This is a genomic window from Nonomuraea sp. NPDC050663 (assembly GCF_044456985.1).
Classification (GTDB): domain Bacteria; phylum Actinomycetota; class Actinomycetes; order Streptosporangiales; family Streptosporangiaceae; genus Nonomuraea.
In genome coordinates this window covers 293382-318694 of the sequence record NZ_JBITGL010000008.1, presented here as the reverse complement: position 1 = coordinate 318694, position 25313 = coordinate 293382, and the positions used below count along the sequence as shown (strand labels likewise).

The window sequence follows — 25313 nt, the reverse complement described above, 5'->3', positions numbered from 1 at the left end:
CGCGCTCAGCCAGTCCCCTGCCGACTGCCCTGATCCCGGATTCCGCCGAGCACGGTGTCAAGGATCCGATCGAACTCCTCCACGGACCCGAAACCTGACTGCAGGGAGGCGAGCGCCGCCATCGTCGGATACGTGGTGGCGTTGATCGCGGGCATGTCGGATCCACCGCTGACGACCGCCAGCAGATACCCGTTGAGGAAACCGAACACCGTCAGCGGCGCATCGGCGATCACCTGGTCGGGCAGGCCGGCCTCACGCATCGCGCTGACCAGTCGTTCCAGGGCGGCGAGGGCCACCGGCGAGGTCTGGGCACGCGTGGCCAGCAGCGGGAACACCCGGGGGTGCCGGTAGGCCATCTGCCGGTAGGCGTGCGCCGTGCGGCGGGCGATCTCCTCCCAGCCTTGGGGCGCGTCGTCCGCGGCGACCTCCACCTCGGCGAGCACGGCCTCGGACATCGCATCCAGCAGCGCCGCCTTGCCCTTGATGTGGTGATAGATCGACATCGGATCCACCCCGAGATCCTCCGCGAGCCGCCGTACCCCGAAGCGCTCGAGGCCGTCGCGGTCGACGAGCGCGACGGCGGCGGCGGCGATGCGCTCGCGGTCGAGCCCCGCCGAGGTGCCCTGCGCGCGTCTGGCCATGTCCGTTCCTCCCGAACGCCAAACCTACACCGTAGAATATGCTCACAGGACAAACCTACACCGTAGGTTTGAAGCGGCGTCAGACACGTGCGATGCGCTCCGGTCCGACCCGGCCCTCCACACCCTGAGGAGCACCCGATGAGACCCCTGGAACTCCTGCTGTCGGCCGTCAACCTGCTGGGACTCGCGATCGTGACGCTCCCCCGGCTGCGCACGCGGCGCCTTCCAGGCTTGGCGGTGATGCCCGCCGCGCTGCTCCTGGCGACAGCACAGGTCCTCGTCGAAGGCCCGCGCTGGCAGACGGCTCCGGCCTACGCGCTGACCGCCGTCCTCTTCCTGACCTGGCTGAAGCGCCTGGTCCGGCCGAGCGCCAAGCACGTCAACCGGCTGGGCGCCGGACTCGGCGCGCTGGCAGCCCTCGCCACCGTCCTCCTTGCGACGGTGATGCCCGTGTTCCGCTTCCCCGAGCCGACCGGACCGTATGCGGTCGGCACCACGACCTACCACTGGGCAGACCCAGGCCGCCCGGAGCTGTTCACCGACAGCCCCGATGACCACCGGGAGCTCATGGCGCAGGTCTGGTACCCCGCCGAGCCCCAGCCCTCCGCACCACGCGCCCCCTACATCCAGGACGCCGACGTGGTGACGCCGGCGATGGCGCGCCTGGCCGGCTTCCCCGAACTCGTCTTCAGCCAGCTCGGTGACGTGACCTCCCACGCCGTCGCGTCCGCCCGCGTGGCCGCCGACCACCCCCGCTACCCGGTGCTCATCTCCCTCACCGGACTCGGCGGGTTCCGCGCCGCGAGCACCTTCCAGATCCAGGAGCTCGTCTCGCACGGCTACGTGGTCGTCGGGCTCGACCAGCCGGGCGCCGCCGCCATGACACGTTTCCCCGACGGGCGGGAGATTCCCGGGTGGCCCAGGGACGAGATCTACCCGCTGATCCGCCAGAGCTGGACACCGCGCCCTAACGCGCCAACCCTCCAGGGGGAGGCGCTTCCCGACGGGATCATCCCGTACTTCGCGCAGGACGTCAGCCTCGCGCTCGACCACCTCACGAAGCTGAACGAGGCCGCTCCCGACGGCATCCTGACCGGCCGCCTCGACCTCGAACGCGCCGGCGTCTTCGGGATCTCCTGGGGCGGCGCGACCGCAGCCGAGGCCTGCGCGAACGACCCGCGCCTCAAGGCATGCCTCATCATGGACGTCCAGATGACGGCCCACGTCGTCAAGGCCGGCCTCCGACAGCCGACCCTCTTCATGACCCGCGATGCCGCGACCTTCCGCCTCGAACGGGAACGCAGCGGCGGCTGGCCGGAGGAGGAGATCTCCGGGACCATCGACACCATGACCGACGTGCACCGGCGCCTACCGGGCGCCGGCTACTACGTGGAGATCCCCGGCTTGTTCCACGTCGACTTCACCGACGTCCCGGCCTGGTCACCGATGACACCGCAGCTTGGCCTCAACGGGACGATCGACGCGCGGCGAGCACACGACATCATCAACGCGTACTCGCTCGCGTTCTTCGACAAGCATCTCGTGGGACGATCACCGTCACTGCTGGAAGGACCATCGAGCCGCTTCCCAGAGGCGCGGTTGCTCTACACCTCACCAGAGGTCAGCCCGACCGGACAGGAGACTCCCGTCCCTCCCGGCGCAAGGTTGCGTAGCCAATCAAATTCTTGGTGACCCTGATCAACGATTACAGCGCTGACCAGAGTCTTGATCGGATTCTGGAGATCCGAACATGACCGACGGTGCTCCCCACCCCGGAACCTCAGCCGCTTCACCTGGGGCCTCATCAACGGCCGTCCTTGAGGTGCACGACTACCAGCGTCACTCCGACCTTGCGAGCGGTCCTGCTCCAACTTCACCTCGCCGGACGGTGGCCATACCACGAAACGCACATGTGGTGGATGCGGGTCGTTGGCGGCCAAGCCTGGTAGACCCACCTAGCAGCAGGCGCCTTCCCCGACTGCTTACAGGGAGGGAAAGCCCACCTCGGCTGCGAGTTCAGGAGTGAAGAGAACCATGACGTCGTCGGTGCCCAGGGTGAAGTCCCCGGAGGGTGGCCATGCAGCTGGACGCCCTGCGGCTATCCACACGGCCTTTTCCCGCGCACCCAACCGGATCGCGTACGGCACCCGAGGACAGGAAGGAGAGTCTTGGCCCCAAGCGATCTCGACGCGAGTCAACTTCCTGCCGACCACACCCGACCAGCACGGATGATCGGTTACATCTACCGCGGCCGAACCGCCCTGTTCGCCGATCATCCGTAGGTGGGCGGTCATCGGCTCACGATAGACCTCAAGCCCGTAGTGGTCGAAGCTGCTGCCCCACACTGCGGAGTAACAACCGTCGTCGGTATGCAGTTCCACGCCCATGGTGGGCTCGTGCCACGTTCCGCAGTCCCACTCATCGACGTCGAGGCCGCTCTCCCCTGCCATCAGGGGGTAGTAGACAACCCTTCGGATGTGACTGCCTCGAAGTGAAGCAGCCGTACGTTCGTACTTCTCAGCAGTCAACACCCCTACAGCATCGTTCGACGCAGGCGACCTGAGCCATCACATTTTCGCGGGCTCCTCGACGAGCAGGCCGGACGTACGGTTCCAGCAAACGTCCGTTGCGGGCGAAGCTTGCAAGGTATCCGTCCATAACGGTGACGCCCCTCGCCGTCTACCGCGGATTCTGCTAACTGATAGGCCACAGGCGGTCCGCCCCGGGCCCTGTAGAGCAAGGTTCTCGCCGTCGCTACCTTGCGTGACCGGACGTCGTTGCCGAATCACTCAGGACAAGCTCGGCCATCCGCACCAAACGACTCAGGTACGCACGCTCTTCCTTATGCCCGATCCTCGAAAGCAGCGCCCGTAGATCTCGGGCACATTCCCTAAGAACTCGAAGCCGGTCCACGTCCAGGACGCCGTGCCCACTCCCGACGTAGCTGGTCAAGCACCCTGCCATGTAGAGATCCAGCAGCATGACCGGCTGTCCGTGGATCTCCACATCACGCAGATCATCGGGGCAACACTGCGCCCTGTGCTCCCCCACAGCACCGAGACCTCGTTGAAGATCTCTCGGTTCACTCACCGGCAGGCGCGATGCCTACCGGGCAGCTGACTCCGGTCCCTCCGATCCCGCAGTAGCCGCCGGGGTTCTTGAACAAGTACTGCTGGTGATAATCCTCCGCGAAGTAGAACGGCCCCGCCGCCGCGATCTCCGTCGTGATGTCCTTGTACCCCGCCGCGCCCAGCACCTTCGCGTAGGCGTCACGCGAAGCCAGCGCCGACTTCTCCTGCTCGGGCGAGTGGAAGTAGATCGACGACCGGTACTGCGTGCCCACGTCGTTGCCCTGCCGCATCCCCTGCGTCGGGTCGTGCGCCTCCCAGAACACGCGCAGCAGTTCCTCGTACGACACCTTGGCCGGGTCGAACACCACCCTGACCACCTCGGTGTGCCCGGTCCGCCCGCTGCACACCTCTTCGTACGTCGGGTTGGGGGTGTACCCGCCCTGGTAGCCGACCGCGGTGGTCACCACGCCCGGGGTCTGCCAGAACTTGCGCTCGGCGCCCCAGAAGCAGCCCAGCCCGAAGTCGGCGATCTCCACGCCTTCGGGGTACGGCGGAGCCAGCGGGGCGTCGAGCACCGCGTGCCGCGCGGGCACCGGCATCTCGTCTGAGCGCCCCGGAAGAGCGTCGGAAGGGGAGACCATCGAGGTCTTGTTCGTGCCGAAAAGCCAGCCCATGCCATCAGCTTACGTCACCGGATGCTGAAGCAGCGCTTAACTGTCCGGATATCAAGACTTATTTGTCATTAAGCTGGTAACCAGCGAAAATGTTCTTCATGCCTGACTATCGCCGTGGGGTGCTCTTCGGAATCGCGGCCTACGCCATGTGGGGGCTCTTCCCCCTCTACTGGCCGCTGCTCAAGCCGTCCGAGCCGCTCGAGATCCTCGCGCATCGCATGGCGTGGTCGCTGGTGGCGGTGGTGGCCATCCTCGCCATCCGGCGGCACTGGTCGTGGTTCCGAGGGCTGGTCAAGCAGCCGAAGACGATGGGGCTGCTCGCGCTCGCGGCGGTCCTTGTCTCACTCAACTGGCTGACCTACATCCACGCCGTCAACAGCGGCCAGGTGGTGGAAAGCGCCCTCGGCTACTTCATCAACCCCCTCGTCAGCGTGCTCTTCGGCGTCCTGCTGCTCAAGGAGCGGCTGCGGAACCTGCAGTGGGTGGCCGTCGGCTTCGGCGCCCTCGCCGTCGTCGTGCTCGCGGTCGGGTACGGCAGGCCGCCGTGGATCGCCCTCATCCTGGCGGTGAGCTTCGGCGTCTACGGTCTGGTCAAGAAGAAGGCCAACGTGGGCGCCGCCGAGAGCCTCACCATCGAGACGCTCGTACTGCTCGCCCCGGCGCTGGCCTACCTCGTCTACCTCGAGACGCAGGGCACCGCGACCTTCGGCCACAGCACCCCGTGGCACGCGCTCCTGCTCGCCGGCGCGGGCGTGATCACCGCGGTGCCGCTGATGTGCTTCACCTCGGCCGCGATCCGGGTGCCCCTGAGCACGATCGGGCTGCTGCAGTACATCGCGCCGATCCTGCAGTTCCTGGTGGGCGTGCTGATCGCCAAGGAGACGATGCCCGTGAGCCGGTGGCTCGGGTTCTCTATCGTGTGGCTGGCGTTGGCGATCTTCAGCTACGACAGCCTGCGTACGGCACGGCGGGCGCGCAAGGCTCTGGCGGAGGGGCCCGGCCTCGTCGCGTCACGATGATCACCGGGATCTACGCGGGGGATGTGCAGGTGTTCCGGTTCTACCGGGACGGCGTGGTCCTCGACGCCCTTGTACGGCCGGCACCGGGCGTGGCGGAGGGCGAGGCGATCGCCCGATGGCTGGTGCCGGAGGCCGCGACGCCAGGGCGCGGCATCCACGTGGCGCGGTACGAGGTGAGGGGCGGGGTACTGCGCTTCACGACGCGCGGCCACCTGCGGGACGAGGTGGTGGAGGTGGAGGCACGCGTGGGCCGCGACCACCTGACGGTCACCCGCCGCGACGGCGGCCGCCGCACGACCGGCCTGCGTTTCGAGCGCATCCACAGCGGGAGTGGCGGCACTCGCTGACGCCCCAGGACGCCCGAGGCCTCAAGCACGATGCCCCGGGACGCCCGTGGCCACGAGCACAGCGCGACCCCGAGGCCTCAAGCCCGCCGCCCAGCGGCACCCGTGTCCTCAAGCACGGCGCGGCGGCCGCCTGCAACTGCCGTGCCGCGCCTGCTCGCGCCCAGTGGCACCCTGTGGCCTTGAGCCGGACACCCGGCAGCCCACGGCGGCACGTCGGCGCACAACACGGTCCGGCGAGCCCGAGGCGGCACGGCAAGCGAGCCATGGCCAGCGCGAGCCAGCGAGCCCCACGGCCTGGTGAGCCCCCGCGCGAACGGAAGCCCACCCGGTCACCCGTCAGCCCGAGCGTTCCACCACGTAGTCGCACAGCGCGAGGAACGCCTCCCGGGCCGGAATGTCCGGCAAAGCCGACAGGTCGTTGCGCGCCCGGTCCACCCATGCGTTGAGCTCGGCCCGTGCCTCAGCCATCGCCGTGGACGCCCGAAGCAGCGTGAGAGCCTCCTCCAGGTCCTCGTCGGCCACGGGCCCCGACAGGAGCTCCTTCAGCCGCGACGGCTCGCTGGAGCGCAGCACGTACAGCACCGGCAGCGTGCGGATGCCCTCGCGCAGGTCGGTGCCGGGCGTCTTGCCCGACTGCGACGACGTGGAGGCCACGTCGAGCAGGTCGTCGCCGAGCTGCCACGCGACGCCGATGGCCTCGCAGGCGCGGCTGATGCGCTCCTCGACGTCGGAGGGGGCACCGGCCAGCAGGGCGCCGAAGCGGCCGGAGGCGGCGATCAGGGAGCCGGTCTTGTCGGCCAGCACGTTGATGTAGTGGGAGACCGCGTCCTCACCGGGCCGCACGCCGATGGTCTCGTGGATCTGCCCCTGGACCAGGCGGGAGAAGGTCTGCGCCTGGATGCGGATGAGCGCGGGCCCGAGGTCGGCGAGGATCTCCGAGGCCTGGGCGAACAGGTAGTCGCCGGTCAGGATGGCGACGGTGTTGCCGAAGCGGGTGTTGGCCGACTCCGAGCCCCGCCGTACGGTCGCCTCGTCCATGACGTCGTCGTGGTAGAGCGAGCCGAGGTGGGTGAGCTCGATGACCACGGCGCCGGGCACGACGCCCGGCGCCGACGGGTCTCCGAACTGGGCGGCGAGCAGCACCATGAGGGTGCGGAAACGCTTGCCGCCTGCTTCGATGAGGTGCTTGGAGGCCTCGGTGACGAAGGCGTCCTCGGTCTCGACAGAGGACCGCAGGAGCTTCTCGACCGAGGCCATCCCGGTGGACAGATCCTGCGCCAACCTCTCGTCGACGATCGGAAGGTCAACCACGGGTGGCGCAGCCATCTAAATCCCCCTACTTCACCGGATGAACAGGCCAGAGGCCGCATCTCTGGCGATGTCCAGAATAGGCTGCGGGAAAACACCCGCGATAACCGTCACTGCCATCGCCACACCGATTACGAACTGCAGGCTGAACGAAGGGGCCACCACGGTGGGCCCGTCGGCCGCCGGCTCGCTGAAGAACATCAGCACGATGACGCGCACGTAGAAGAAGGCGGCGATCGCCGAGGCGATCACACCCACCACCACGATGCCGGCCATCCAGCCGCCCAGCGAGTCGCCCGCCTCGTTGCCGCTGCCCAGGGCTGCGGCGAACACGGCGTACTTGCCGAAGAACCCGCTGGTCAGCGGGATGCCCGCGAACGCCAGCAGGAAGAAGGCGAACGTGCCCGCCAGCAGCGGCGAACGCTTGCCCAGTCCGGCCCAGCGCGACAGGTGACCCGCCTCGCCGCCCGCGTCGCGCACCATGGTGACCACCGCGAAGGCGCCGACCGTGGTGAAGCCGTAGACCAGCAGGTAGAACAGGATCGCCGACAACGACTTGGCGTTGCCGTCGGGCGCGTCGTAGGTGGCCAGCACGCCGATCAGCAGGAAGCCCGCGTGAGCGATCGAGGAGTAGGCCAGCATGCGCTTGATCTCGGTCTGCGTGATCGCCAGGACCGCGCCGACGAGCATCGTGAGCGCCGCGACGCCCCACATGACCGGGCGCCAGTCCCAGTCCATGTTGCCCAGCGCGACCCAGAACACCCGCAGCACCGCGCCAACGGCCGCGACGAGCACGCCGGAGGCCATCAGGGCCGTGATGGGCGTGGGCGCGCCCTGGTAGACGTCGGGCTTCCAGGCCTGGAACGGAGCCGCACCGATCTTAAACATCAGGCCGACGCCGAGCAGCGCCAGACCGACGAGCAGGAGCGGGTCGAGCAGCGCGCCCGTCGAGAGGGCGGTGCTGATCTTGGCGAGCTCGACGGAACCGGCGTAGCCGTAGACCAGCGCGGTGCCGTACAGGAAGAACGCCGACGAGAAGGCGCCCAGCAGGAAGTACTTCAGCGACGCCTCCTGCGAGAGCAGGCGGCGACGGCGGGCCAGGCCGCACATGAGGTACAGCGGCAGCGACATGACCTCGAGCGCCACGAACATGACCAGCAGGTCGTTGGAGGCGGGGAAGAGCATCATGCCGCCGACGGCGAAGAGCACCAGCGGGTAGATCTCGGTGTGGGCGAAGCCCTCGCGCTCGGCCTCCTCCTCGTCGGAGGAGCCGGGTACGGCTGCCGCCGAGGCCACGAAGTGGTCCTCGTCGTTGATCAGCAACACTGAGACGAACGCCAGGACGATGATGACGCCCCAGATGAACAGCGCCGGGCCGTCGACCGCCACCGCGCCCATGGCGACGGCGGCCTTCGGGACGCCGGCCATGGTCTGGATGATGACCAGCGCGAACGCGCCGATCAGGCCGAGCAGGGTGAGCGGCAGGTGGATGGACCTGCGCAGGTAGCGAGGCGCGAAGGCCTCGACGAGTACGCCGAGCACGGCCGCGCCGAAGATCAGCAGCAGCGGCGCGAGCGTGCCGTACTCGATGGTAGGTGCCGGAATCTGGTTCACTCGCCCGCACCCTTCTCAGCGACAGCGGGATTGTCGACCTTGACGTTGACCAGGGTGTCGGTCACCGCAGGCTTGATGATGTCGAGCAGCGGCTTGGGGAAGAAGCCGAAGCCGATGATCAGCGCCAGCAGCGGGGCGACGACCCACAGTTCGCGCTTGCTCAGGTCCTTCATGCCCGACACCGACTCGGCGGTGGGGCCGTGCAGCGTGCGCTGGACCATCCACAGGATGTAGACGGCGGCCAGGATGACCGCGACCGCGGAGACGATCGCCGCCACCGCCAGCGCGCCGCTGCCGAACGCGGTGCTGGAGTAGGTGCCGATCATGACCATGAACTCGCTGACGAAGGACGACAGTCCCGGCAGCGACAGTCCGGCCAGGCCGGCGATGAAGAACGCCCCGGCCAGCAGCGGCGCCACCTTCTGCACGCCGCCGTAGTCGGCGATGTACGGCGAGCCGCGGCGGGCGATGAGGAAGCCCGCGGCCAGGAAGAGCATGCCGGTCGCGAAGCCGTGGTTGACCATGTAGAGGGTCGCGCCCTCCTGTGCGGTCTGCGACATCGCGAAGACGCCCATGGCGATGAAGCCGAAGTGCGAGATCGAGGTGTAGGCGATCAGGCGCTTCATGTCGGTCTGGCCGATCGCCACGATGGCGCCGTAGATGATGCCCACCACCGACAGCACGATCACCAGCGGCGTGGCCCACTTGGAGGCTTCGGGGAACAGCTCGAGGCAGAAGCGGAGCATGCCGTAGGTGCCGACCTTGTCGAGCACGCCGACCAGCAGGACCGCCGCGCCGGCCGGAGCCTGCGCGGCCGCGTCGGGCAGCCAGGTGTGGAACGGCACCAGCGGCGCCTTGATCGCGAAGGCGATGAAGAAGCCCGCGAACAGCCACTTGGCGGTGCCGGAGTCGATCGTCTGGGTCTTCAGCGCCTCGATGATGTCGGGGAACATGAAGGTGCCGTTGGCGAACAGCGGCTGTCCGTCGCCGCCGACCCAGCTGGTGGTGACCACGTAGAGGCCGATGACCGCGACCAGCATGAGCAGGCCGCCGAACAGGGAGTACAGCAGGAACTTGATGGCGGCGTAGGAACGCTGCGCCCCGCCGTACGACCCGATCATGAAGTACATCGGGATCAGCATGGCTTCGAAGAAGACGTAGAACAGGAAGATGTCGGTGGCCGCGAAGACCCCGATCATCATCGCCAGCAGCGCCAGCATGAGGGCGAAGTACGTCTTCACCGAGTACTTGGCGTGCGGCGCGTCCGCGTCGTGCCACGAGGCCGCGATCACGATCGGGGTGAGCACCGCGGTCAGCCCGATGAGGACCAGCGCGATGCCGTCGACGCCGAGGCCGAACTTCACGCCGAAGGCGGGGATCCAGTCAGCCTCGAAGACGAACTGGAAGCGCTCGCCACCCGGCTTGAACTGGAAGGCCATGACCAGGGTGAGGGCCAGCACGACCAGGGAGGTCGCCAGGGTGAGCCACTTGGCCCAGGACTTGGGCCCCGCACCCACAACCACGGCGCCCACCACAGGCACCGCGATCAGCAGTGGTAGCCAGAGTGACGTCATCACAGGTTCCCAACGAGGAGCAGGGCGCCGGTCAGGAGGGCGGCACCGAACAGGATGGACAGCGCATAGCTTCTCGCGAATCCGGTCTGGACCTTGCGGAGCCTGCCGGACGAGCCGCCGATCGTCGCGGCCAGTCCGTTGACCAGGCCGTCGATGCCGCGGTTGTCGAAGAACACCGCGAGGCGGGTCAGCCACTGGCCGGGGCGCATGAACAGCGACTCGTTGAGCGCGTCGCCGTACAGGTCACGACGGGCGAAGGTGGTGAGGAACGAACCGCGCGGGGCGGTGACCGGGACCTCGGCCCTGCCGTACTTGAACCAGGCGATGACGACGCCCACGGCGACCAGCGCCAGGGTGATCAGGCCGGGGCCGGAGACGATGTGGAAGACCGGCTCCTCCGCGGCCGCGCCCACCGCCGGCACGAGCCAGTTGTAGAGCGTGTTGTTCAGCACCAGGAACGCGCCGAGGAAGATTGCGCCGATCGACAGGATGATCAGCGGAATCGTCATGACCGCCGGCGACTCGTGCGGGTGGGCGTCCTTGTCCCAGCGCGCCTTGCCGAAGAAGGTCATGAAGATCATGCGCGACATGTAGAAGCCGGTCAGACCGGCGCCGGCGACCGCGAGCCAGCCCATGACCGGGTTGTGCTCGAGGGCGGTCTCGATGATGCCGTCCTTCGTGAAGAAGCCGGACATCAGCGGGAAGCCGATGATCGCGAGATAGCCGATGATGAAGGTGATCGCGGTGATCTTCATCTTGGGGAACAGCCCGCCGTACTTGCGCATGTCGACTTCGTCGTTCATGGCGTGCATGACAGAACCGGCGCCGAGGAACATGTCGGCCTTGAAGAAGCCGTGCGTGATCAGGTGACCGATCGCGAACGCGTAGCCGACGGGCCCGAAGGCCGCGCCCAGCATCATGTAGCCGATCTGCGACATCGTCGAGCCCGCGAGGCCCTTCTTGATGTCGTCCTTCGCGCAACCGATGATCGCACCGGCGAGCAGCGTGGCAGTGCCGACGATGCCGGCGACCAGCGCCGCGGTGGAGTCGACCGGGAAGAAGAACGCACCGGAGCGGACCACGAGGTAGACACCGGCGGTGACCATGGTCGCGGCGTGGATGAGGGCCGAGACCGGGGTCGGGCCCTCCATCGCGTCGAGCAACCAGGACTGCAGCGGGAGCTGGGCGGACTTGCCGCACGCACCCAGGAGCAGCAGCAGGCCGATCGCGGTGGCGGTGCCGTTCTGCTCGATGGTCGCCTCGCCCAGCTTGGCGAACGACAGCGTGCCGAACGTGGTCCACATCACGAACATGCCGACCAGGAGGCCGAAGTCACCGACGCGGTTGACGATGAAGGCCTTCTTGGCCGCGACCGCGGCCGACGGCTTGAAGTACCAGAACCCGATCAGCAGGTAGGACGCGAGACCCACGCCCTCCCAGCCGATGAACAGCCCGACGTAGTTGTCGGCCAGCACCAGCAGGAGCATCGCCGCGACGAACAGGTTCAGGTAGGCGAAGAACCGCCGCCGCTCCGGGTCGTGCGACATGTAGCCGATCGAGTAGATGTGGATCAGCGATCCGACACCCGTGATCAGCAGCGCGAAGCTGACCGACAGCGGGTCGATCAGCAGGCCCATGTCGACCATGCCCGGAATGAACTCGTACAGGTGCACGCTCTGGCGCCGCGAGGCATCGTCGAGGCCGAGCAGCTGGACGAGGGCGAGCACGGCCACCACGAAGGAGCCCAGTGACATGGCGACACCGAGCAGGTGTCCCCACTTGTTGGTACGGCGACCGCCGATGAGCAGGATCGCCGCGCCGATCAGCGGCAGGACGATCATCAGCCACGAGACCCCGATCGCCCCACCGGCGTTCGGAATGATCTCTACAGGATTTTCCACCGGTCGCCCCTCAGTACTTCAGCAGGTTCGCGTCGTCGACAGACGCGGACCTGCGGGTCCGGAAGATCGTCACAATGATCGCCAGGCCGATGACAACCTCGGCCGCGGCCACCACCATCACGAAGAAGGCGATGATCTGGCCGTCGAGGTTGCCCCACTGGCGGGCGAAGGTGACGAACGCAAGGTTGCACGCGTTGAGCATGAGCTCGACGCACATGAACACCACGATCGCGTTGCGCCGGATCAGCACGCCGACAGCGCCGATCACGAAGAGGATCGCGGAAAGGACCAGATACTCGGTCGTCACTTGGAGTCCTCCTCAGCGGCGGAGCTCTCCGCGTCGAGCTCGCGCTTGACGCGGGCCGTCTCGGCGAACTCCGGCTCGGCCGCGTGGCGGATCGCCTCGGCCAGCTCCGGGTCGGCGGGCAGGTGCCCGTCTTCCACGTCGTGGCGGGCGATGGTGCGGTTGACCGACAGCTCGGAGAGGGTGCCGTCGGGCAGGCGCGCCGGCATGTCGATGGCGTTGTTGCGGGCGTAGGTGCCGGGGCCGGGCAGCGGCGACGGGTCGTTGCCGTCGAGGAAGCGGGCGCGGGCCAGCTCCTTCTGCGAAGGCCGGGAGCGCAGCTTCTCGCGGTGCGCCAGCACCATCGCGCCGAGCGCGGCGGTGATCAGCAGCGCCGAGGTCACCTCGAAGGCGAACACGTGGCGCGTGAAGATCAGCCTGGCCAGCGAGCCGACCGCTCCGCCGTTCTCCTGGTAGAGCGCGCCGAGCCCGGAGGGCGCGGTGAAGACCGCGTTGCCGAAGGCCAGCACCAGCAGGACCGCGAAGCCCAGGCCGGCGACGGCCGCCCAGAAGCGCTGCCCCTTGAGGGTCTCGACGAGGGAGTCCGCGGAATCGACACCGACCAGCATGAGCACGAACAGGAAGAGCATCATGATGGCGCCGGTGTAGACGATGATCTGCACAGCGGCCAGGAACGGCGCCTCCTGCACGGCGTAGAGCGCCGCCAGGCAGAGCATCACCGTGCCGAGCATCAGCGCGGAGTACACCGCCTTGCGGTTGAACACCATGCCGAGAGCAGCACCGACGGAGACGACGGCGAGCACCCAGAATGTGACTTGCTCACCCATTGGTACGTCCCAGCCGGTAGTAGTCCTCTTCGGTCTCGCCGAGACGCATCGGATGCGGAGGCTGCTCCATACCGGGAGTGAGGTCCGCGAGGAGCATCTCCTTGGTGTAGATCAGGCTCTCACGCGAGGTGTCGGCGAGTTCGTACTCGTTGGTCATGGTCAGCGCCCGAGTCGGGCAAGCCTCGATGCACAGGCCGCACAGGATGCACCGCAGATAGTTGATCTGGTAGGTGCGCCCATAGCGCTCACCGGGAGAGAACCGCTCCTCCTCGGTGTTGTCCGCGCCCTCGACATAGATCGCGTCAGCCGGACACGCCCACGCGCACAGCTCGCAACCGACACACTTCTCGAGCCCGTCAGGCCAGCGGTTGAGCTGGTGCCTACCGTGGAAGCGAGGAGCCGTGGGCTTCTTCTCCTCCGGGTAGTTCGTCGTGACGGGCTTCTTGAACATGTGGTGGAAGGTGACCCCGAAGCCCTTGATGGGGTTCAGCCAGTCAGTTGCTCCCACTGGACACCTCCTTGCGGGTGACGCCGTGGTAGTGCGGCAGGTCGAGCGGCGGAACCGGGAATCCGCCGGCATCCGGCTCGCTCCTGAGGGTTTCGTACTCCTCGTCGACCTCGGTCTTCTTGACTTCCTTGCGGCGCTGGCTGACCGTGTCGAAGCGGGCCCAGATGGCCAGGCCGGCGATGAGGATGATCGCCGTGATGCCGACCGCCCAGTACCAGTCGCCGGTGCCCATGTCCTGACCGCGGACGGTCTGGATGCCGGCCACCAGGAGCAGCCAGGCCAGGTTGAGCGGGATCAGGACCTTCCAGCCCAGCGCCATCAGCTGGTCGTAGCGCACTCGCGGAAGCGAGGCGCGCACCCAGACCACGAAGCTGAAGGCGAGCACGAACTTGATGAAGAACCAGAGGAAGCCCCAGTAGCCGTCGTCGGGCAGGAACCCGACCGGCGAGTGCCAGCCGCCCAGGAAGAGCGTGACCGCGATGCCGGCGGCGGTGAAGGTGTGGAGGTACTCGCCCATCATGATGAGCGCGAACTTCAGCGACGAGGAGTACTCGGTCTGGAAGCCGCCGACGAGCTCGCCCTCACCCTCGGGCAGGTCGAACGGGATGCGCGCGGCCTCGCCGAACATGCAGACCACGTAGATCAGGAACGACGGCAGCAGCAGGATCACGTACCACAGGTCGCCCTGCGCGCCGACGATCTCGGAGGTCGACAGCGTGCCCGCGAAGAGGAAGACGCCCACGAAGGACAACCCCATCGCGATCTCGTAGGAGACCACCTGGGCCGCCGACCGCAGTCCGCCGAGCAGGGCGTACGGCGAGCGGGACGACCATCCGGCCAGCACCACGCCGTAGACCGAGATGGCGCCCATGGCCAGCATGAACAGCACCGCGACCGGCAGGTCGAGCAGCTGCAGCGGCGTCTCGACGCCGAACAGGTTGACCATGCCGGCGAACGGGGTGATGGAGAAGGCCAGGAACGCCGGGATCACCATGATCACTGGCGCCAGCAGGTAGAGCACCTTGTCGACGGTGTTCGGGAAGAGGTCTTCCTTCAGACCCATCTTCAGACCGTCGGCCACCGACTGCAGCAGACCGAACTTGCCGGCCCGGTTGGGGCCGTAGCGGTGCTGCATGCGGGAGATGAGCTTGCGCTCGTACCAGACGCCGAACAGGATGCCGAGCATCACCAGGACGAAGAAGAAGAGCGTCTTGACGATGGTGATCCAGAGCGGATCCTTCCCGAAATCGGAAAGGGTCGGATCAGTTGCCAGGTGGATCATGAAGCGCTCCCGATAGTGACGATGTCACCGGAGGCGGCTCCCAGGACGGAAGAACCGCCGGAGTTGGCCGGCACCCACACGACGCGGTCAGGCAGATCGGCGATCCTGACCGGCAGGGTCACACTCTGCCCGAGCCCACCGACAGTTCCGGCGACCACCAGCTTGTCGCCCTCGGAGACGCCGACTTCTGCGGCGGTCGACTCGGACAGCAGGGCCTCCGCCGGACGGGCGGTCCCCGCCAGGTACGGCTCGCCGTCCTGCAGCCGACCCCCGTCGAGCATGAGGTGCCAGCTGGCCAGCAGCGCCTGACCTGCCTGCGGCGCGGCGGAAGCCGTACCCGACAGGTTCGGCGCCGCGGCGCGGGAGCCGCGCCAGGCGCCGAGCGAGCTGAGCTCGCGGCGGGCGGCGGCGGCGTCGGGCAGACCCAGGTGGACGTCCATGTGGTCGGCGATCGCGGAGATCACTTCGAGGTCGCTCATCAGGCCGGGCACCTTGATCGCGCGCTCGAAGATGCGCCCGCGACCCTCCCAGTTGACGAACGTGCCGCTCTTCTCCTGCACCGCCGCGACCGGGAGGATCACGTCGGCGCGGTCGGTGACGGCGCTGGCGCGGATCTCCAGGCTGACGATGAACGGGGTGTTCTCCAGCGCGGCGAGCGCGGCGGCCGGGTCGGGCAGGTCGTACGGGTCGACGCCCGCGACGACCAGCGCGTCGAGTTCCTCGGTGAGCGCCGCGGTCAGGATGCCCGTGGTGTCGCGGCCCGGAGCCGACGGCAGCGAGCTGACGTTCCACGCGAGGGCCACCTCGGCCCTGGCGGCCTCGTCGTCGACCGGGCGGCCGATCGGCAGCAGGTTCGGCAGCGCGCCCGCCTCGATCGCCCCGCGCTCACCGGCGCGGCGCGGGATCCAGGCCAGCTTGGCGCCGGACGAGGCGCCGAGCCGCGCCAGGGCCGACAGCGCGCCGGGCACGGCGGCCAGGCGCTCGCCCGCGAGGATCACTGTGCCTTCGGCCAGTTCGACCGAGCCCAGGGCGTCGGCCTCGCCGCCGGGGGCGGTCTTGATCAGGGTGCCGCCCATCTTCGCCAGACCGGCGGAGGCGAACGGCGCGATCGCGGTGACCTTGAGGCCCTTCTTCCTCCACGCCTTGCGCAGGCGCAGGAAGAGGATGGGCGACTCGTCCTCGGGCTCGAACCCGACGAGCAGGACCGCCGGGGCGTTCTCGACGTCGGTGTAGGAGAGCTCGATGCCCTTGCCCGCCACCGCGTGCGCGAGGAACTGCGTCTCCTCCGCGCTCAGGGGCCGGGCGCGGAAGTCGATGTCGTTCGTGGCCAGCGCCAGCCGGGCGAACTTGCTGTAGCCGTACGAGTCCTCGACGGTCAGGCGTCCGCCGACGAGCACGCCGGTCCTGCCGCGTGCGGCGGCCAGGCCGCGCGCGGCCACGGCCAGCGCCTCGGGCCACGACGCGGCGACCAGCTGGCCCTCCTCGTCGCGGATCAGCGGGGTGCGCAGGCGGTCGGGCTGCGTCGCGTAGGTGAAGGCGAAGCGGCCCTTGTCGCAGTTCCACTCCTCGTTCACCGCCGGGTCGTTGCCGGCCAGGCGGCGGGTGACGCGGCCGCGGCGGTGGTCGGTGCGCAGGGCGCAACCACCGGCGCAGTGCTCACACGTCGACGGGGTCGAGACCAGGTCGAACGGGCGGGCGCGGAACCGGTAGGCCGCCGAGGTCAGCGCTCCGACCGGGCAGATCTGGATGGTGTTGCCAGAGAAGTAGGAGTTGAACGGCTTGCCGTCGGCCGTACGGACCTGCTCCTTGGCCCCGCGCTCGAAGAACTCGATGAGCGGGTCACCGGCGATCTCGTCGGAGAAGCGGATGCAGCGCGCGCACTGCACGCAGCGCTCGCGGTCGAGCAGGACCTGCGTCGACAGCGCGATCGGCTTGGGGAAGGTGCGCTTGTGCTCGTGGAAACGGGACTCGCCCTGCCCGTTCGACATCGCCTGGTTCTGCAGGGGGCACTCGCCGCCCTTGTCGCAGACCGGGCAGTCGAGCGGGTGGTTCATCAGCAGCAGCTCCATGGCCGCCCGCTGGGCCTTCTCCGCCACCGGCGAGGTCAGCGCCGTCTGCACGACCATGCCCTCGGCGACCTCGATGGCGCAGGAGGGCTGCGGCTTGGGGAAGCCGCGGCCGTTGCCCGCGTCGGGGATGTCGACGAGACACTGGCGGCAGTTGGCCGCCGGGTCGAGCAGCGGGTGGTCGCAGAAGCGCGGGATCTGGATCCCGAGAAGCTCCGCCGCCCGGATGATCAGAGTGCCCTTCGGAACGCTGACGGAGAACCCGTCAATCGTCAGGGTCACCAAATCGGTCATGAGTCACCCCAGAGAGTGGACTTCTTCGCGTCGAACGGGCAGCCGCCGATCTCGAAGTGCTTCAGGTACTCGTCGCGGAAGTACTTCACCGACGAGTGGATCGGGCTGGTCGCACCGTCGCCCAGCGCGCAGAAGGAGCGGCCGAGGATGTTGTCGGCGATGTCGGTGATGAGCGAGAGGTCGTCTTCGGTGCCCTCGCCCTTCTCCAGCCGCTTGAGCACCTGCTTGAGCCAGTAGGTGCCTTCACGGCAGGGCGTGCACTTGCCGCAGGACTCGTGCGCGTAGAACTCGGTCCAGCGCAGGACAGTACGGACCACACAGGTGGTCTCGTCGAAGATCTGCAGCGCGCGGGTGCCGAGCATGGAGCCCTTGGCGCCGACCGCCTCGAAGTCGAGCGGCACGTCGAGGTGCTCGTCGGTGAAGATCGGCGTCGAGGAGCCGCCCGGGGTCCAGAACTTGATCTGGTGCCCCTCGCGGATGCCGCCCGCCATGTCGAGCAGCTCGCGCAGCGTGATGCCCAGCGGGGCTTCGTACTGCCCCGGCCGCGTCACGTGGCCGCTGAGCGAGAAGATCCCGAAGCCCTTCGACTTCTCGGTGCCCATGCCGGCGAACCAGTCGGCGCCGTTGGCCACGATCGAGGGAACAGAGGCGATCGACTCGACGTTGTTCACCACAGTGGGCGAGGCGTACAGGCCCGCCACCGCGGGGAAGGGGGGCTTGAGTCGCGGCTGACCACGGAAGCCCTCCAGCGAGTCGAGCAGAGCCGTCTCCTCGCCGCAGATGTAGGCGCCCGCTCCGCTGTGGACAACCAGCTCCAGGTCGTAGCCGGAGCCGAAGATGTCCTTGCCCAGGTAGCCCTTCTCGTAGGCCTCACGCACGGCCGCGTGCAGGCGGCGGATCACGTGGAGGACCTCGCCGCGCACGTAGATGAACGCGTGGTTGGCGCGGATCGCGAAGGCCGTGATGATGACGCCCTCGACCAGCGAGTGCGGGTTGGCCATCATCAGCGGGATGTCCTTGCAGGTGCCCGGCTCCGACTCGTCGGCGTTGACGACGAGGTAGTGCGGCTTGCCGTCGCCCTGCGGGATGAAGCCCCACTTCATGCCGGTGGGGAATCCGGCTCCGCCTCGGCCGCGCAGGCCGGAGTCCTTGACCGCCTGGATGACGGCGTCGGGGTCCATCGCCAGCGCCTTCTTGGCGGCGTCGTAGGGGCCGTAACCCTCCAGGGTGAAGGAGTTCGGCTGGTCCCAGTTGGCGGTGAGGACCGGCGTCAGAGTAGTGCTCATGCCTCGGGGGCCTTCCATCCGTTGGCCTTGGCGACCTTCAGACCCTCGAGCGAGGCGCCGGCGGCCGACGGGCCGTCACCGGCCAGGTCGTCGGGCAGGCCGGACAGCACGCGCGAAGCCTCCTTGAAGGTGCACAGCTTCTTCGGGCCGCGCGTGGGCGAGACGTCCTTGCCGTCGCGCAGGTCGTCGACGAGCTGCTTGGCCGAGGCGGGCGTCTGGTTGTCGAAGAACTCCCAGTTGACCATCATGACCGGCGCGAAGTCGCAGGCGGCGTTGCACTCGAGGCGCTCGAGCGAGATCTTGCCGTCGGCGGTCGACTCGTCGTGTCCGACGCCGACGTGCTCGCTGAGCTCGTCCCAGATCTGGTCGCCGCCCATGACCGCGCAGAGCGCGTTGATGCAGACGCCGACGTGGTATTCGCCCATCGGCTTGCGCTTGTACATGGTGTAGAACGTCGACACGCCCACGACCTCGGCCTTGGAGATGCCCAGCATCTCGGCGCAGAACTCGTGGCCGTCGTCGGAGACGAAGCCGTCCTCCGACTGCACCAGGTGCAGCAGCGGCAGCAGCGCCGAGCGCGTCTTCGGGTACTTCCCGATGATCTCCTTGGCGTCGCGCTCGAGACGCTCTCGGATTTCCGGTGCGTAAGTCACCGGTCCACACCTCCCATGACGGGGTCGATCGAGGCCACGGCCGCGATGACATCGGCGACCTGGCCACCCTCCGCCATGGCGGGGAAGGACTGCAGGTTCGTGAAGGACGGCTCGCGGAAGTGCACGCGGTAGGGGCGGGTTCCGCCGTCGCTGACCACGTGCGCGCCCAGCTCGCCGCGCGGCGACTCGACGCTGGCGTACGCCTGGCCGGCCGGCACGCGGAAGCCCTCGGTCACCAGCTTGAAGTGGTGGATCAGGGCTTCCATGGACTGGCCCATGATGTGCGCGATGTGGTCGGGCGAGTTGCCGAAGCCGTCGGGTCCGAGCGCGAGCTGCGCGGGCCAGCCGATCTTCTTGTCCTCGATCATCACGGGCTGGCCCTTCAGCGGACCGGCGAGCCGGTCGAGAGCCTGCTCGATGATCTTGAGGGACTCCTCCATCTCCTTCATGCGGACCAGGTAGCGGCCGAACACGTCGGCGCTCGTCTCGACGGCGACGTCGAAGTCGTAGGTCTCGTAGCCGCAGTAGGGCTGCGACTTGCGCAGGTCCCACGGCAGGCCGGCGGAGCGGAGGATCGGTCCCGTGATGCCCAGCGCCATGCAGCCGGTCAGGTCGAGGTAGCCGACGTCCTTGGTGCGGCGCAGGTAGACGGGGTTCTCGTCGAGAAGCTTGCGGATGTCCTTGATCCGCTTGGGCATCTCCTTGAGGAACTCGCCGACCTTGTCGACGGCGCCCGCGGGCAGGTCGACGCTCACGCCGCCGGGCCGGATGTAGGCCATGTTCATGCGCAGGCCGGTGATGTACTCCAGCAGCTCCATGATCAGCTCGCGGTCGCGGTAGCCGAACAGGAACGGCGTGGTCGCGCCCAGCTCCATGCCGAAAGTGCCCATCGCAACCAGGTGCGAGGAGATGCGGGTGAGCTCCATCGTCAGCACCCGGATGGCCTGGGCGCGCTCCGGGATGCGGTCGGTGATGCCCAGCAGCTTCTCGACGCCCAGGCAGTAGGCCGTCTCGTTGAAGATCGGCGCGAGGTAGTCCATGCGGGTGACGAACGTGACGCCCTGCGTCCACGTCCGGAACTCCATGTTCTTCTCGATGCCGGTGTGGAGGTAGCCGATCACGCCGCGCGCCTCGGTCACCGTCTCGCCGTCGAGGGCGAGCACGAGCCGGAGCACGCCGTGGGTCGACGGGTGCTGCGGGCCCATGTTGATGATGAGGCGCTCGTCCTCCGAGTCGCGCACCTCGCTGACCAGCTGGTCCCAGTCGCCGCCGTCGACTGAATAGATCTTGCCCTCAGTCGTCGTCATGAGTAGGTCCTCCTCTGGTCCGGCGCGGGGATCTCGGCGCCGCGGTACTCGACCGGGATGCCGCCGAGCGGGTAGTCCTTGCGCTGCGGGTGCCCGTCCCAGTCGTCCGGCATCATGATGCGGGTCAGCGCGGGGTGGCCGTCGAAGACGATGCCGAAGAAGTCGTACGTCTCGCGCTCGTGCCAGTTGTTCGTCGGGTAGACGCCCACGAGCGAGGGGATGTGCGGGTCGGCGTCGGGGGCGCTGACCTCCACCCGCACCCGGCGGTTGTGCGTGATCGACAGCAGGTGGTACACCGCGTGCAGTTCCTCACCCGCGAGGTGCGGGTAGTGCACGCCCGACACGCCCAGGCACATCTCGAAGCGCAGCGCCGCGTCGTCGCGCAGCTTCTGGGCGACCTCCAGCAGGCGCTCGCGCTTGACGTGCAGGGTCAGCTCGCCGCGGTCGACCACGACCCGCTCGATCGCGTCGTCGAGCGCCAGCGTGTCGACGACATCGTCGAAGTACTCGCCGTAGGGACGAGGCGTGGCCAGTTGCGGCGGACGACGGACGACCAGGCCACCGAAACCGGAGGTGTCACCCGAGTCGTGGGCGCCGAACATGCCGTGACGCGCCACCGGCTCTTCAGGTACGGCAGGCACGGTCATTTGGCGGTCCCCTGGTCGATGAGCGGAAGCTGGCGCAGAGCCTTGAGCTCGAGCTCGTCGATCTGCTTGGCACGGTGCGCGCCGAACTTCGTGTTCTGGATCTTGTCGTGCAGCTTCACGATCGCGTCGATCAGCATCTCCGGCCGCGGCGGGCAGCCAGGCAGGTAGATGTCGACCGGGACGATGTGGTCCACGCCCTGCACGATGGCGTAGTTGTTGAACATGCCGCCCGAGGACGCGCACACGCCCATGGCGATGACCCACTTGGGCTCGGCCATCTGGTCGTAGATCTGGCGCAGCACCGGCGCCATCTTCTGCGACACACGGCCCGCCACGATCATCAGGTCGGCCTGGCGGGGAGACGCGGAAGCGCGCTCCATACCGAAGCGCGCCAGGTCGTAGTGGGGGCCACCGGTGGCCATCAGCTCGATGGCGCAACACGCGAGGCCGAAGGTGGCCGGCCATACCGAGTTCTTGCGCGCCCAGCCCGCCACCTGCTCGACCGTGCTGAGGATGAATCCGCTGGGGAGTTTCTCTTCAAGTCCCATGTCTCAGTCCCACTCCAGACCCTTGCGCCGCCACACGTACGCGTAGGCGACAAGCACGGTCAGGATGAACAGCAGCATCTCGACCAGTGCGAACACCCCGAGTGCCTTGAAGGAGACGGCCCACGGGTAAAGGAAGATGATCTCGATGTCGAACACGATGAACAACATCGCGGTGACCATGTATTTGAGCGGGAACCGTCCGCCACCGACAGGCTGGGGCGTCGGCTCGATGCCGCATTCGTATGCGTCAAGCTTGGCGCGGTTCCAGCGCTTGGGACCGGTGAAAGGAGCGATCGCGACGGAGAAGACCGCGAACCCTCCAGCGAGAACGGCGAGCACCAGGATGGGCACATAAAGGTCCACCGCTACGCCTCCTCAAGGATGTGTGACTTACAAGTTTGCCGGGTGGCTGATCTGTTCATGCGCGCGGGGCGGCCTTCGAGAGTGCGTTGATGATCCGGTCTGACGCATCGCCTCGCCGGTCGGTGAGATTACCAAGGAGCTTCAGCGCGAAGCGCATCAGCCTCGGGTGCGGCAGTCCGTGCCGTACCCCAAAGCTCATCAGACCCGGCTTCCCAATCGCCTCGACAAACAACCTGCCCAAGGTGAAATATCCGCCATAAGCGTCCTTGAGGGTCTTGGGATAGGTCCGCAGGATGCGCTCCTGCTCAGCCCTCCCGGGCGCCTTCAGCGCCCGGGCGATGACCTCGGCCGCGATCTCGCCCGTCTCCATGGCGTAGGCGATGCCCTCGCCGTTGAACGGATTGATCGCGCCCCCGGAGTCTCCGACCAGCACCAGGCCCCGGGTGTAGTGCGGCTGCCGGTTGAAGGCCATCGGGAGGGCCGCGCCACGGATCGGCGCGGTCATGTTCTCCTCGGTGAAGCCCCACTCGGCCGGCATGTTCTTGGTCCAGCGCCGCAACAGGTCGCGGTAGTCGACCTTGTTGAAGTGGTCGCTGGTGTTCAGCAGCCCCAGCCCGACGTTCGCGGTGCCGTCGCTGACGCCGAAGACCCACCCGTAACCGGGCAGCAGGGTCTCCTCGTCCCACAGCTCCAGCCAGATCTCCAGATAGTCGTCGTCGTGGCGGGGGCTGGTGTAATACGTGCGCACGGCCACGCCCATCGGGCGGTCCTCACGCTTGTGCAGACCCATCGCCAGGGCCAGCCGCGTGGAGTTGCCGTCGGCCGCGACCACGAGACGGCTCCTGAACGTGGCACCGTCCTTGGTCGTCACGCCCACGATGTGACCGCTGCGGTCGTCGAGAACCGGACCCGTCACGGTGACGCCCTGCATCAGGCGGACACCCGCCTTGACAGCGTTGTCCGCGAGGATCTCGTCGAAGTCCTGACGGGTGCGCACCAGGCCGAAGTCGGGGAAGCGCTCCAGCTGGGGCCAGTCGAGGTCGAAGCGGTGCCCACCGCCGACCACCCGAAGGCCCTTGTTGCGCACCCAGCCGGGGGCGTCGAAGTCGATGCCCATGTTCATGAGCTGCTTGACGGCTCGAGGAGTCAGGCCGTCGCCGCAGACCTTCTCGCGCGGGAAGGTCGTCTTCTCCAGGAGAAGCACGTCCAGACCGGCCTGGGCGAGGTAGAAGGCGGTAGCGGAGCCTGCGGGACCGGCGCCGACGACGATGACGTCGGCGTCAGCCTGTAGAGCGGCTGGCACGGTCACGGGACTGTCCTAGGTCGGCGCTTTGTGAAGGTCTTCACAAACTTTGTCGCCCGGCAGTCTAACGCCTTTTGCGGACTAGGTGGCAGTCGGGGTGGATCAGACGTCAAACTCGCCGTCAACGGCACCCTTGAGGAAGGCACGCCACTCACCGGCAGTGAAGGTCAGGGTGGGGCCGGAGGGATCCTTGGAGTCGCGGACGTGCACGGCGGAGCCGGTGCGGGCGATCTCTACGCACTCTCCGTTCGACATGGAGTACGTACTCTTTTGCCACTCACGTCCGATTTGCGACATCTCTTCTACGCTCCTGCACTCCATGGACCAGGGCAGCCCAGTCCGAGGAGTTGCAGGGCTGTAAAATCACAGGCTGCCACTACGCGGGGCCAGGGTGTAGCGTTTTTGCGTAACGAGTTTAGAGATCTTCAGTAACAGGAAGATCATGCAGATCGAACTCCCCCTTGATGACTCCCGCTACGAATGCCGTCCACTCACCGGCCGAGTAGTGGAGCATGGCTCCCTCAGGATCCTTGGAGTGACGGACAACGACATCACCGGTCGAGAGTCGGGCGACTTCGACGCACTCCCCGTTCGCAAGACTGAATGAGCTCTTCCGCCACGCCATCGCACGTCCTTCTGGAGGGGCCGCAGAAGGGATACCCGGTTCATTTGGTTAGGAATCACCCCGCTCGCTCCGCCGCTGCCGCGATCAGCCTCAGCGACTCCCCCTCGTCGAGTGCTCGCCCCGCCAGCGTGCCAAAAATACGCACGTGACGGAAAGTGATGTCCTCGTCGTCCTCAAGGCTCTCGCCGGTCGAGGCCTCCTGGTACAGGACATCGGGATGGAGAACCCGCAAGGGGCCCTTCCGCTCCGGGTAGCGCAACACGACGAACTGGGCCAACGCGGAGCTGCGTGGAACCGAGAACGGCAGAACGCGGATAGACACACTGGGCAATGCGGCCATCTTCTGCAGGTGACGGAACTGGTCTCTAACGATCTCCCTGCTGCCGTACATCAGGTGAAGAACCGATTCGTCGATGACCGCCTCCAGCCTCAGGGGGTCCTCTGCAGTCAGCAGCTTCTGGCGGCGCATTCGCACCTCCGTCCGACGTCGAACCATTCCCGGCGTCAGCTCTTCGACCATGTCCGCTCCCAGCATCGAAGCGGTGTATTCGGGGGTCTGCAGCAAACCGGGAACCACACTGATCTGCCAGTTCAGCTCGACTGTGGCCCCCGCCTCCAGCCCAATGAAGGCCAAGTAGGGCTCAGACAGGAAGTCGCTGTGTGCATCCCACCAAGCCTTCTCTGCGGACTCTGTTGCCAGCTCAAGCAACGCCTTGCGGAGAGGATCGATTAGGCCGTACAGCCGCATCAACGCCTCGACATCCTCGATCGGAATGCCGACCTGCGCTTTTTCGATACGAGACACTCGGGACGACGACCAGTCAAGCGCTTTGGCGACCTCACTGCCGGTCTTCCCGGCCTCCTCCCGCGCACGCCGCAGCTCCGCCGCCAGCCTACGGCGACTCACGACGGGACTTGGGTTCCGCTTCACACTGACATCCCCTTCGATGTCTGGATTCGGCCACACTCCCCTTACTCCACGAAATCAAGGGACTCCCAGCGGGATTCCCGCCAGCAATCCCGGCGATAATCGTGGAGAGCCTCCCGCCGGGAAATTCCAGCATAGAACGCGTCGGGCGGATGGTGGCACCCATCCGCCCGAAAAGTCCCGCAGCACTTCCTCCACAGACCTCGGGACAGGAGCGCACAGA

General features: G+C 67.4%; 25 protein-coding genes. 3 read left to right on the top strand and 22 right to left on the bottom strand.

Going from position 1 to position 25313, the window contains the following annotated elements; genetic code table 11:
• Positions 1-5: 5 nt before the first annotated feature.
• Positions 6-641: a TetR/AcrR family transcriptional regulator gene (locus tag ACIBH1_RS26450; RefSeq protein ID WP_397316603.1), complete on the bottom strand. Its 636-nt coding sequence runs from the start codon at positions 639-641 to the stop codon at positions 6-8.
• 138 nt (positions 642-779) lie between these two features.
• Between ACIBH1_RS26450 and ACIBH1_RS26445 the strand changes: the two genes are divergently transcribed.
• A complete protein-coding gene (locus ACIBH1_RS26445; protein ID WP_397316602.1) occupies positions 780-2333 on the top strand; it encodes an alpha/beta hydrolase family protein in 1554 nt (517 codons plus the stop codon).
• A 290-nt stretch (positions 2334-2623) separates the two neighbouring features.
• Here ACIBH1_RS26445 and ACIBH1_RS26440 read toward each other — a convergent pair whose 3' ends face one another.
• Together ACIBH1_RS26440 and msrA are read right to left on the bottom strand one after the other, a co-directional pair.
• Positions 2624-3091, bottom strand: a complete 468-nt coding sequence (locus ACIBH1_RS26440; protein ID WP_397316601.1) for a hypothetical protein — start codon at positions 3089-3091, stop codon at positions 2624-2626.
• 632 nt (positions 3092-3723) lie between these two features.
• The gene (gene msrA, locus ACIBH1_RS26435; protein ID WP_397316600.1) at positions 3724-4386 is read right to left on the bottom strand and encodes a peptide-methionine (S)-S-oxide reductase MsrA; all 663 of its coding nucleotides are present in this window, start codon (positions 4384-4386) and stop codon (positions 3724-3726) included.
• Between the two features lie 98 nt (positions 4387-4484).
• Here msrA and rarD point away from each other — a divergent pair, with 98 nt between their 5' ends.
• The gene (gene rarD / locus ACIBH1_RS26430) at positions 4485-5405 is read left to right on the top strand and encodes an EamA family transporter RarD (protein WP_397316599.1); all 921 of its coding nucleotides are present in this window, start codon (positions 4485-4487) and stop codon (positions 5403-5405) included.
• Positions 5402-5752, top strand: a complete 351-nt coding sequence (locus ACIBH1_RS26425; RefSeq protein ID WP_397316598.1) for a hypothetical protein — start codon at positions 5402-5404, stop codon at positions 5750-5752. Before rarD ends, ACIBH1_RS26425 begins: the two co-directional genes overlap by 4 nt.
• 336 nt (positions 5753-6088) lie before the next feature.
• On the opposite strand, the gene ACIBH1_RS26420 is transcribed toward ACIBH1_RS26425, so the two are convergent.
• The 19 genes from ACIBH1_RS26420 to ACIBH1_RS26330 all read right to left on the bottom strand — a co-directional run bounded on the left by ACIBH1_RS26420 (position 6089) and on the right by ACIBH1_RS26330 (position 25093).
• On the bottom strand, positions 6089-7078 hold the full coding sequence (locus tag ACIBH1_RS26420) for a polyprenyl synthetase family protein (protein ID WP_397316597.1): 990 nt from the start codon (positions 7076-7078) through the stop codon (positions 6089-6091).
• Between the two features lie 15 nt (positions 7079-7093).
• On the bottom strand, positions 7094-8674 hold the full coding sequence (gene nuoN, locus ACIBH1_RS26415) for an NADH-quinone oxidoreductase subunit NuoN (protein ID WP_397316596.1): 1581 nt from the start codon (positions 8672-8674) through the stop codon (positions 7094-7096).
• Positions 8671-10248 carry an NADH-quinone oxidoreductase subunit M gene (locus ACIBH1_RS26410; RefSeq protein WP_397316595.1) on the bottom strand — a complete coding sequence of 526 codons (1578 nt, stop codon included), beginning with the start codon at positions 10246-10248 and terminating at the stop codon, positions 8671-8673. Before ACIBH1_RS26410 ends, nuoN begins: the two co-directional genes overlap by 4 nt.
• On the bottom strand, positions 10248-12089 hold the full coding sequence (gene nuoL / locus ACIBH1_RS26405; protein WP_397316783.1) for an NADH-quinone oxidoreductase subunit L: 1842 nt from the start codon (positions 12087-12089) through the stop codon (positions 10248-10250). The genes ACIBH1_RS26410 and nuoL overlap by 1 nt, the downstream gene beginning before the upstream one ends.
• Positions 12090-12159: 70 nt before the next feature.
• Positions 12160-12456, bottom strand: a complete 297-nt coding sequence (nuoK, locus tag ACIBH1_RS26400) for an NADH-quinone oxidoreductase subunit NuoK (protein WP_181616606.1) — start codon at positions 12454-12456, stop codon at positions 12160-12162.
• Positions 12453-13280, bottom strand: a complete 828-nt coding sequence (locus ACIBH1_RS26395; RefSeq protein ID WP_397316594.1) for an NADH-quinone oxidoreductase subunit J — start codon at positions 13278-13280, stop codon at positions 12453-12455. The genes nuoK and ACIBH1_RS26395 overlap by 4 nt, the downstream gene beginning before the upstream one ends.
• The gene (gene nuoI / locus ACIBH1_RS26390) at positions 13273-13788 is read right to left on the bottom strand and encodes an NADH-quinone oxidoreductase subunit NuoI (RefSeq protein WP_181616604.1); all 516 of its coding nucleotides are present in this window, start codon (positions 13786-13788) and stop codon (positions 13273-13275) included. The genes ACIBH1_RS26395 and nuoI overlap by 8 nt, the downstream gene beginning before the upstream one ends.
• Positions 13775-15070: an NADH-quinone oxidoreductase subunit NuoH gene (gene nuoH, locus ACIBH1_RS26385; RefSeq protein WP_397316593.1), complete on the bottom strand. Its 1296-nt coding sequence runs from the start codon at positions 15068-15070 to the stop codon at positions 13775-13777. Before nuoH ends, nuoI begins: the two co-directional genes overlap by 14 nt.
• Positions 15067-17430: an NADH-quinone oxidoreductase subunit G gene (locus ACIBH1_RS26380; protein ID WP_397316592.1), complete on the bottom strand. Its 2364-nt coding sequence runs from the start codon at positions 17428-17430 to the stop codon at positions 15067-15069. Before ACIBH1_RS26380 ends, nuoH begins: the two co-directional genes overlap by 4 nt.
• Entirely contained in the window at positions 17427-18716 is a 1290-nt protein-coding gene (gene nuoF / locus ACIBH1_RS26375; RefSeq protein WP_397316591.1) for an NADH-quinone oxidoreductase subunit NuoF, read from the bottom strand. Before nuoF ends, ACIBH1_RS26380 begins: the two co-directional genes overlap by 4 nt.
• Entirely contained in the window at positions 18713-19369 is a 657-nt protein-coding gene (nuoE, locus tag ACIBH1_RS26370) for an NADH-quinone oxidoreductase subunit NuoE (protein ID WP_397316590.1), read from the bottom strand. Before nuoE ends, nuoF begins: the two co-directional genes overlap by 4 nt.
• Complete coding sequence (locus tag ACIBH1_RS26365; RefSeq protein ID WP_397316589.1) at positions 19366-20676, bottom strand: NADH-quinone oxidoreductase subunit D; 1311 nt, start codon at positions 20674-20676, stop codon at positions 19366-19368. The genes nuoE and ACIBH1_RS26365 overlap by 4 nt, the downstream gene beginning before the upstream one ends.
• A complete protein-coding gene (locus tag ACIBH1_RS26360) occupies positions 20673-21323 on the bottom strand; it encodes an NADH-quinone oxidoreductase subunit C (RefSeq protein ID WP_397316588.1) in 651 nt (216 codons plus the stop codon). The genes ACIBH1_RS26365 and ACIBH1_RS26360 overlap by 4 nt, the downstream gene beginning before the upstream one ends.
• Entirely contained in the window at positions 21320-21871 is a 552-nt protein-coding gene (locus tag ACIBH1_RS26355; RefSeq protein WP_181616597.1) for an NADH-quinone oxidoreductase subunit B family protein, read from the bottom strand. Before ACIBH1_RS26355 ends, ACIBH1_RS26360 begins: the two co-directional genes overlap by 4 nt.
• A 3-nt stretch (positions 21872-21874) precedes the next feature.
• The gene (locus tag ACIBH1_RS26350) at positions 21875-22234 is read right to left on the bottom strand and encodes an NADH-quinone oxidoreductase subunit A (protein ID WP_397316586.1); all 360 of its coding nucleotides are present in this window, start codon (positions 22232-22234) and stop codon (positions 21875-21877) included.
• 55 nt (positions 22235-22289) lie between these two features.
• A complete protein-coding gene (locus ACIBH1_RS26345) occupies positions 22290-23543 on the bottom strand; it encodes a geranylgeranyl reductase family protein (protein ID WP_397316585.1) in 1254 nt (417 codons plus the stop codon).
• A 96-nt stretch (positions 23544-23639) separates the two neighbouring features.
• Positions 23640-23834 (bottom strand): DUF397 domain-containing protein, encoded by a 195-nt coding sequence (locus ACIBH1_RS26340; protein WP_397316584.1) that lies wholly within the window; start codon positions 23832-23834, stop codon positions 23640-23642.
• Between the two features lie 118 nt (positions 23835-23952).
• Positions 23953-24162 carry a DUF397 domain-containing protein gene (locus tag ACIBH1_RS26335; RefSeq protein ID WP_397316583.1) on the bottom strand — a complete coding sequence of 70 codons (210 nt, stop codon included), beginning with the start codon at positions 24160-24162 and terminating at the stop codon, positions 23953-23955.
• Between the two features lie 55 nt (positions 24163-24217).
• Positions 24218-25093 (bottom strand): helix-turn-helix domain-containing protein, encoded by an 876-nt coding sequence (locus ACIBH1_RS26330; protein WP_397316582.1) that lies wholly within the window; start codon positions 25091-25093, stop codon positions 24218-24220.
• Positions 25094-25313 lie beyond the last annotated feature (220 nt).

Bases quoted from the DNA above. Each gene is read 5' to 3' on its own strand.
- rarD (WP_397316599.1), top strand. From the start codon at position 4,485: ATGCCTGACTATCGCCGTGGGGTGCTCTTCGGAATCGCGGCCTACGCC.
- ACIBH1_RS26360 (WP_397316588.1), bottom strand. From the start codon at position 21,323: ATGACCGTGCCTGCCGTACCTGAAGAGCCGGTGGCGCGTCACGGCATG.
- ACIBH1_RS26420 (WP_397316597.1), bottom strand. From the start codon at position 7,078: ATGGCTGCGCCACCCGTGGTTGACCTTCCGATCGTCGACGAGAGGTTG.
- ACIBH1_RS26340 (WP_397316584.1), bottom strand. From the start codon at position 23,834: ATGTCGCAAATCGGACGTGAGTGGCAAAAGAGTACGTACTCCATGTCG.
- nuoF (WP_397316591.1), bottom strand. From the start codon at position 18,716: ATGAGCACTACTCTGACGCCGGTCCTCACCGCCAACTGGGACCAGCCG.
- nuoL (WP_397316783.1), bottom strand. From the start codon at position 12,089: ATGATCGTCCTGCCGCTGATCGGCGCGGCGATCCTGCTCATCGGCGGT.
- ACIBH1_RS26380 (WP_397316592.1), bottom strand. From the start codon at position 17,430: ATGACCGATTTGGTGACCCTGACGATTGACGGGTTCTCCGTCAGCGTT.
- ACIBH1_RS26355 (WP_181616597.1), bottom strand. From the start codon at position 21,871: ATGGGACTTGAAGAGAAACTCCCCAGCGGATTCATCCTCAGCACGGTC.
- ACIBH1_RS26440 (WP_397316601.1), bottom strand. From the start codon at position 3,091: ATGGCAGGGGAGAGCGGCCTCGACGTCGATGAGTGGGACTGCGGAACG.
- ACIBH1_RS26425 (WP_397316598.1), top strand. From the start codon at position 5,402: ATGATCACCGGGATCTACGCGGGGGATGTGCAGGTGTTCCGGTTCTAC.
- ACIBH1_RS26335 (WP_397316583.1), bottom strand. From the start codon at position 24,162: ATGGCGTGGCGGAAGAGCTCATTCAGTCTTGCGAACGGGGAGTGCGTC.
- ACIBH1_RS26450 (WP_397316603.1), bottom strand. From the start codon at position 641: ATGGCCAGACGCGCGCAGGGCACCTCGGCGGGGCTCGACCGCGAGCGC.
- ACIBH1_RS26365 (WP_397316589.1), bottom strand. From the start codon at position 20,676: ATGACGACGACTGAGGGCAAGATCTATTCAGTCGACGGCGGCGACTGG.
- msrA (WP_397316600.1), bottom strand. From the start codon at position 4,386: ATGGGCTGGCTTTTCGGCACGAACAAGACCTCGATGGTCTCCCCTTCC.
- ACIBH1_RS26410 (WP_397316595.1), bottom strand. From the start codon at position 10,248: ATGACGTCACTCTGGCTACCACTGCTGATCGCGGTGCCTGTGGTGGGC.
- nuoH (WP_397316593.1), bottom strand. From the start codon at position 15,070: ATGATCCACCTGGCAACTGATCCGACCCTTTCCGATTTCGGGAAGGAT.
- ACIBH1_RS26395 (WP_397316594.1), bottom strand. From the start codon at position 13,280: ATGGGTGAGCAAGTCACATTCTGGGTGCTCGCCGTCGTCTCCGTCGGT.
- ACIBH1_RS26445 (WP_397316602.1), top strand. From the start codon at position 780: ATGAGACCCCTGGAACTCCTGCTGTCGGCCGTCAACCTGCTGGGACTC.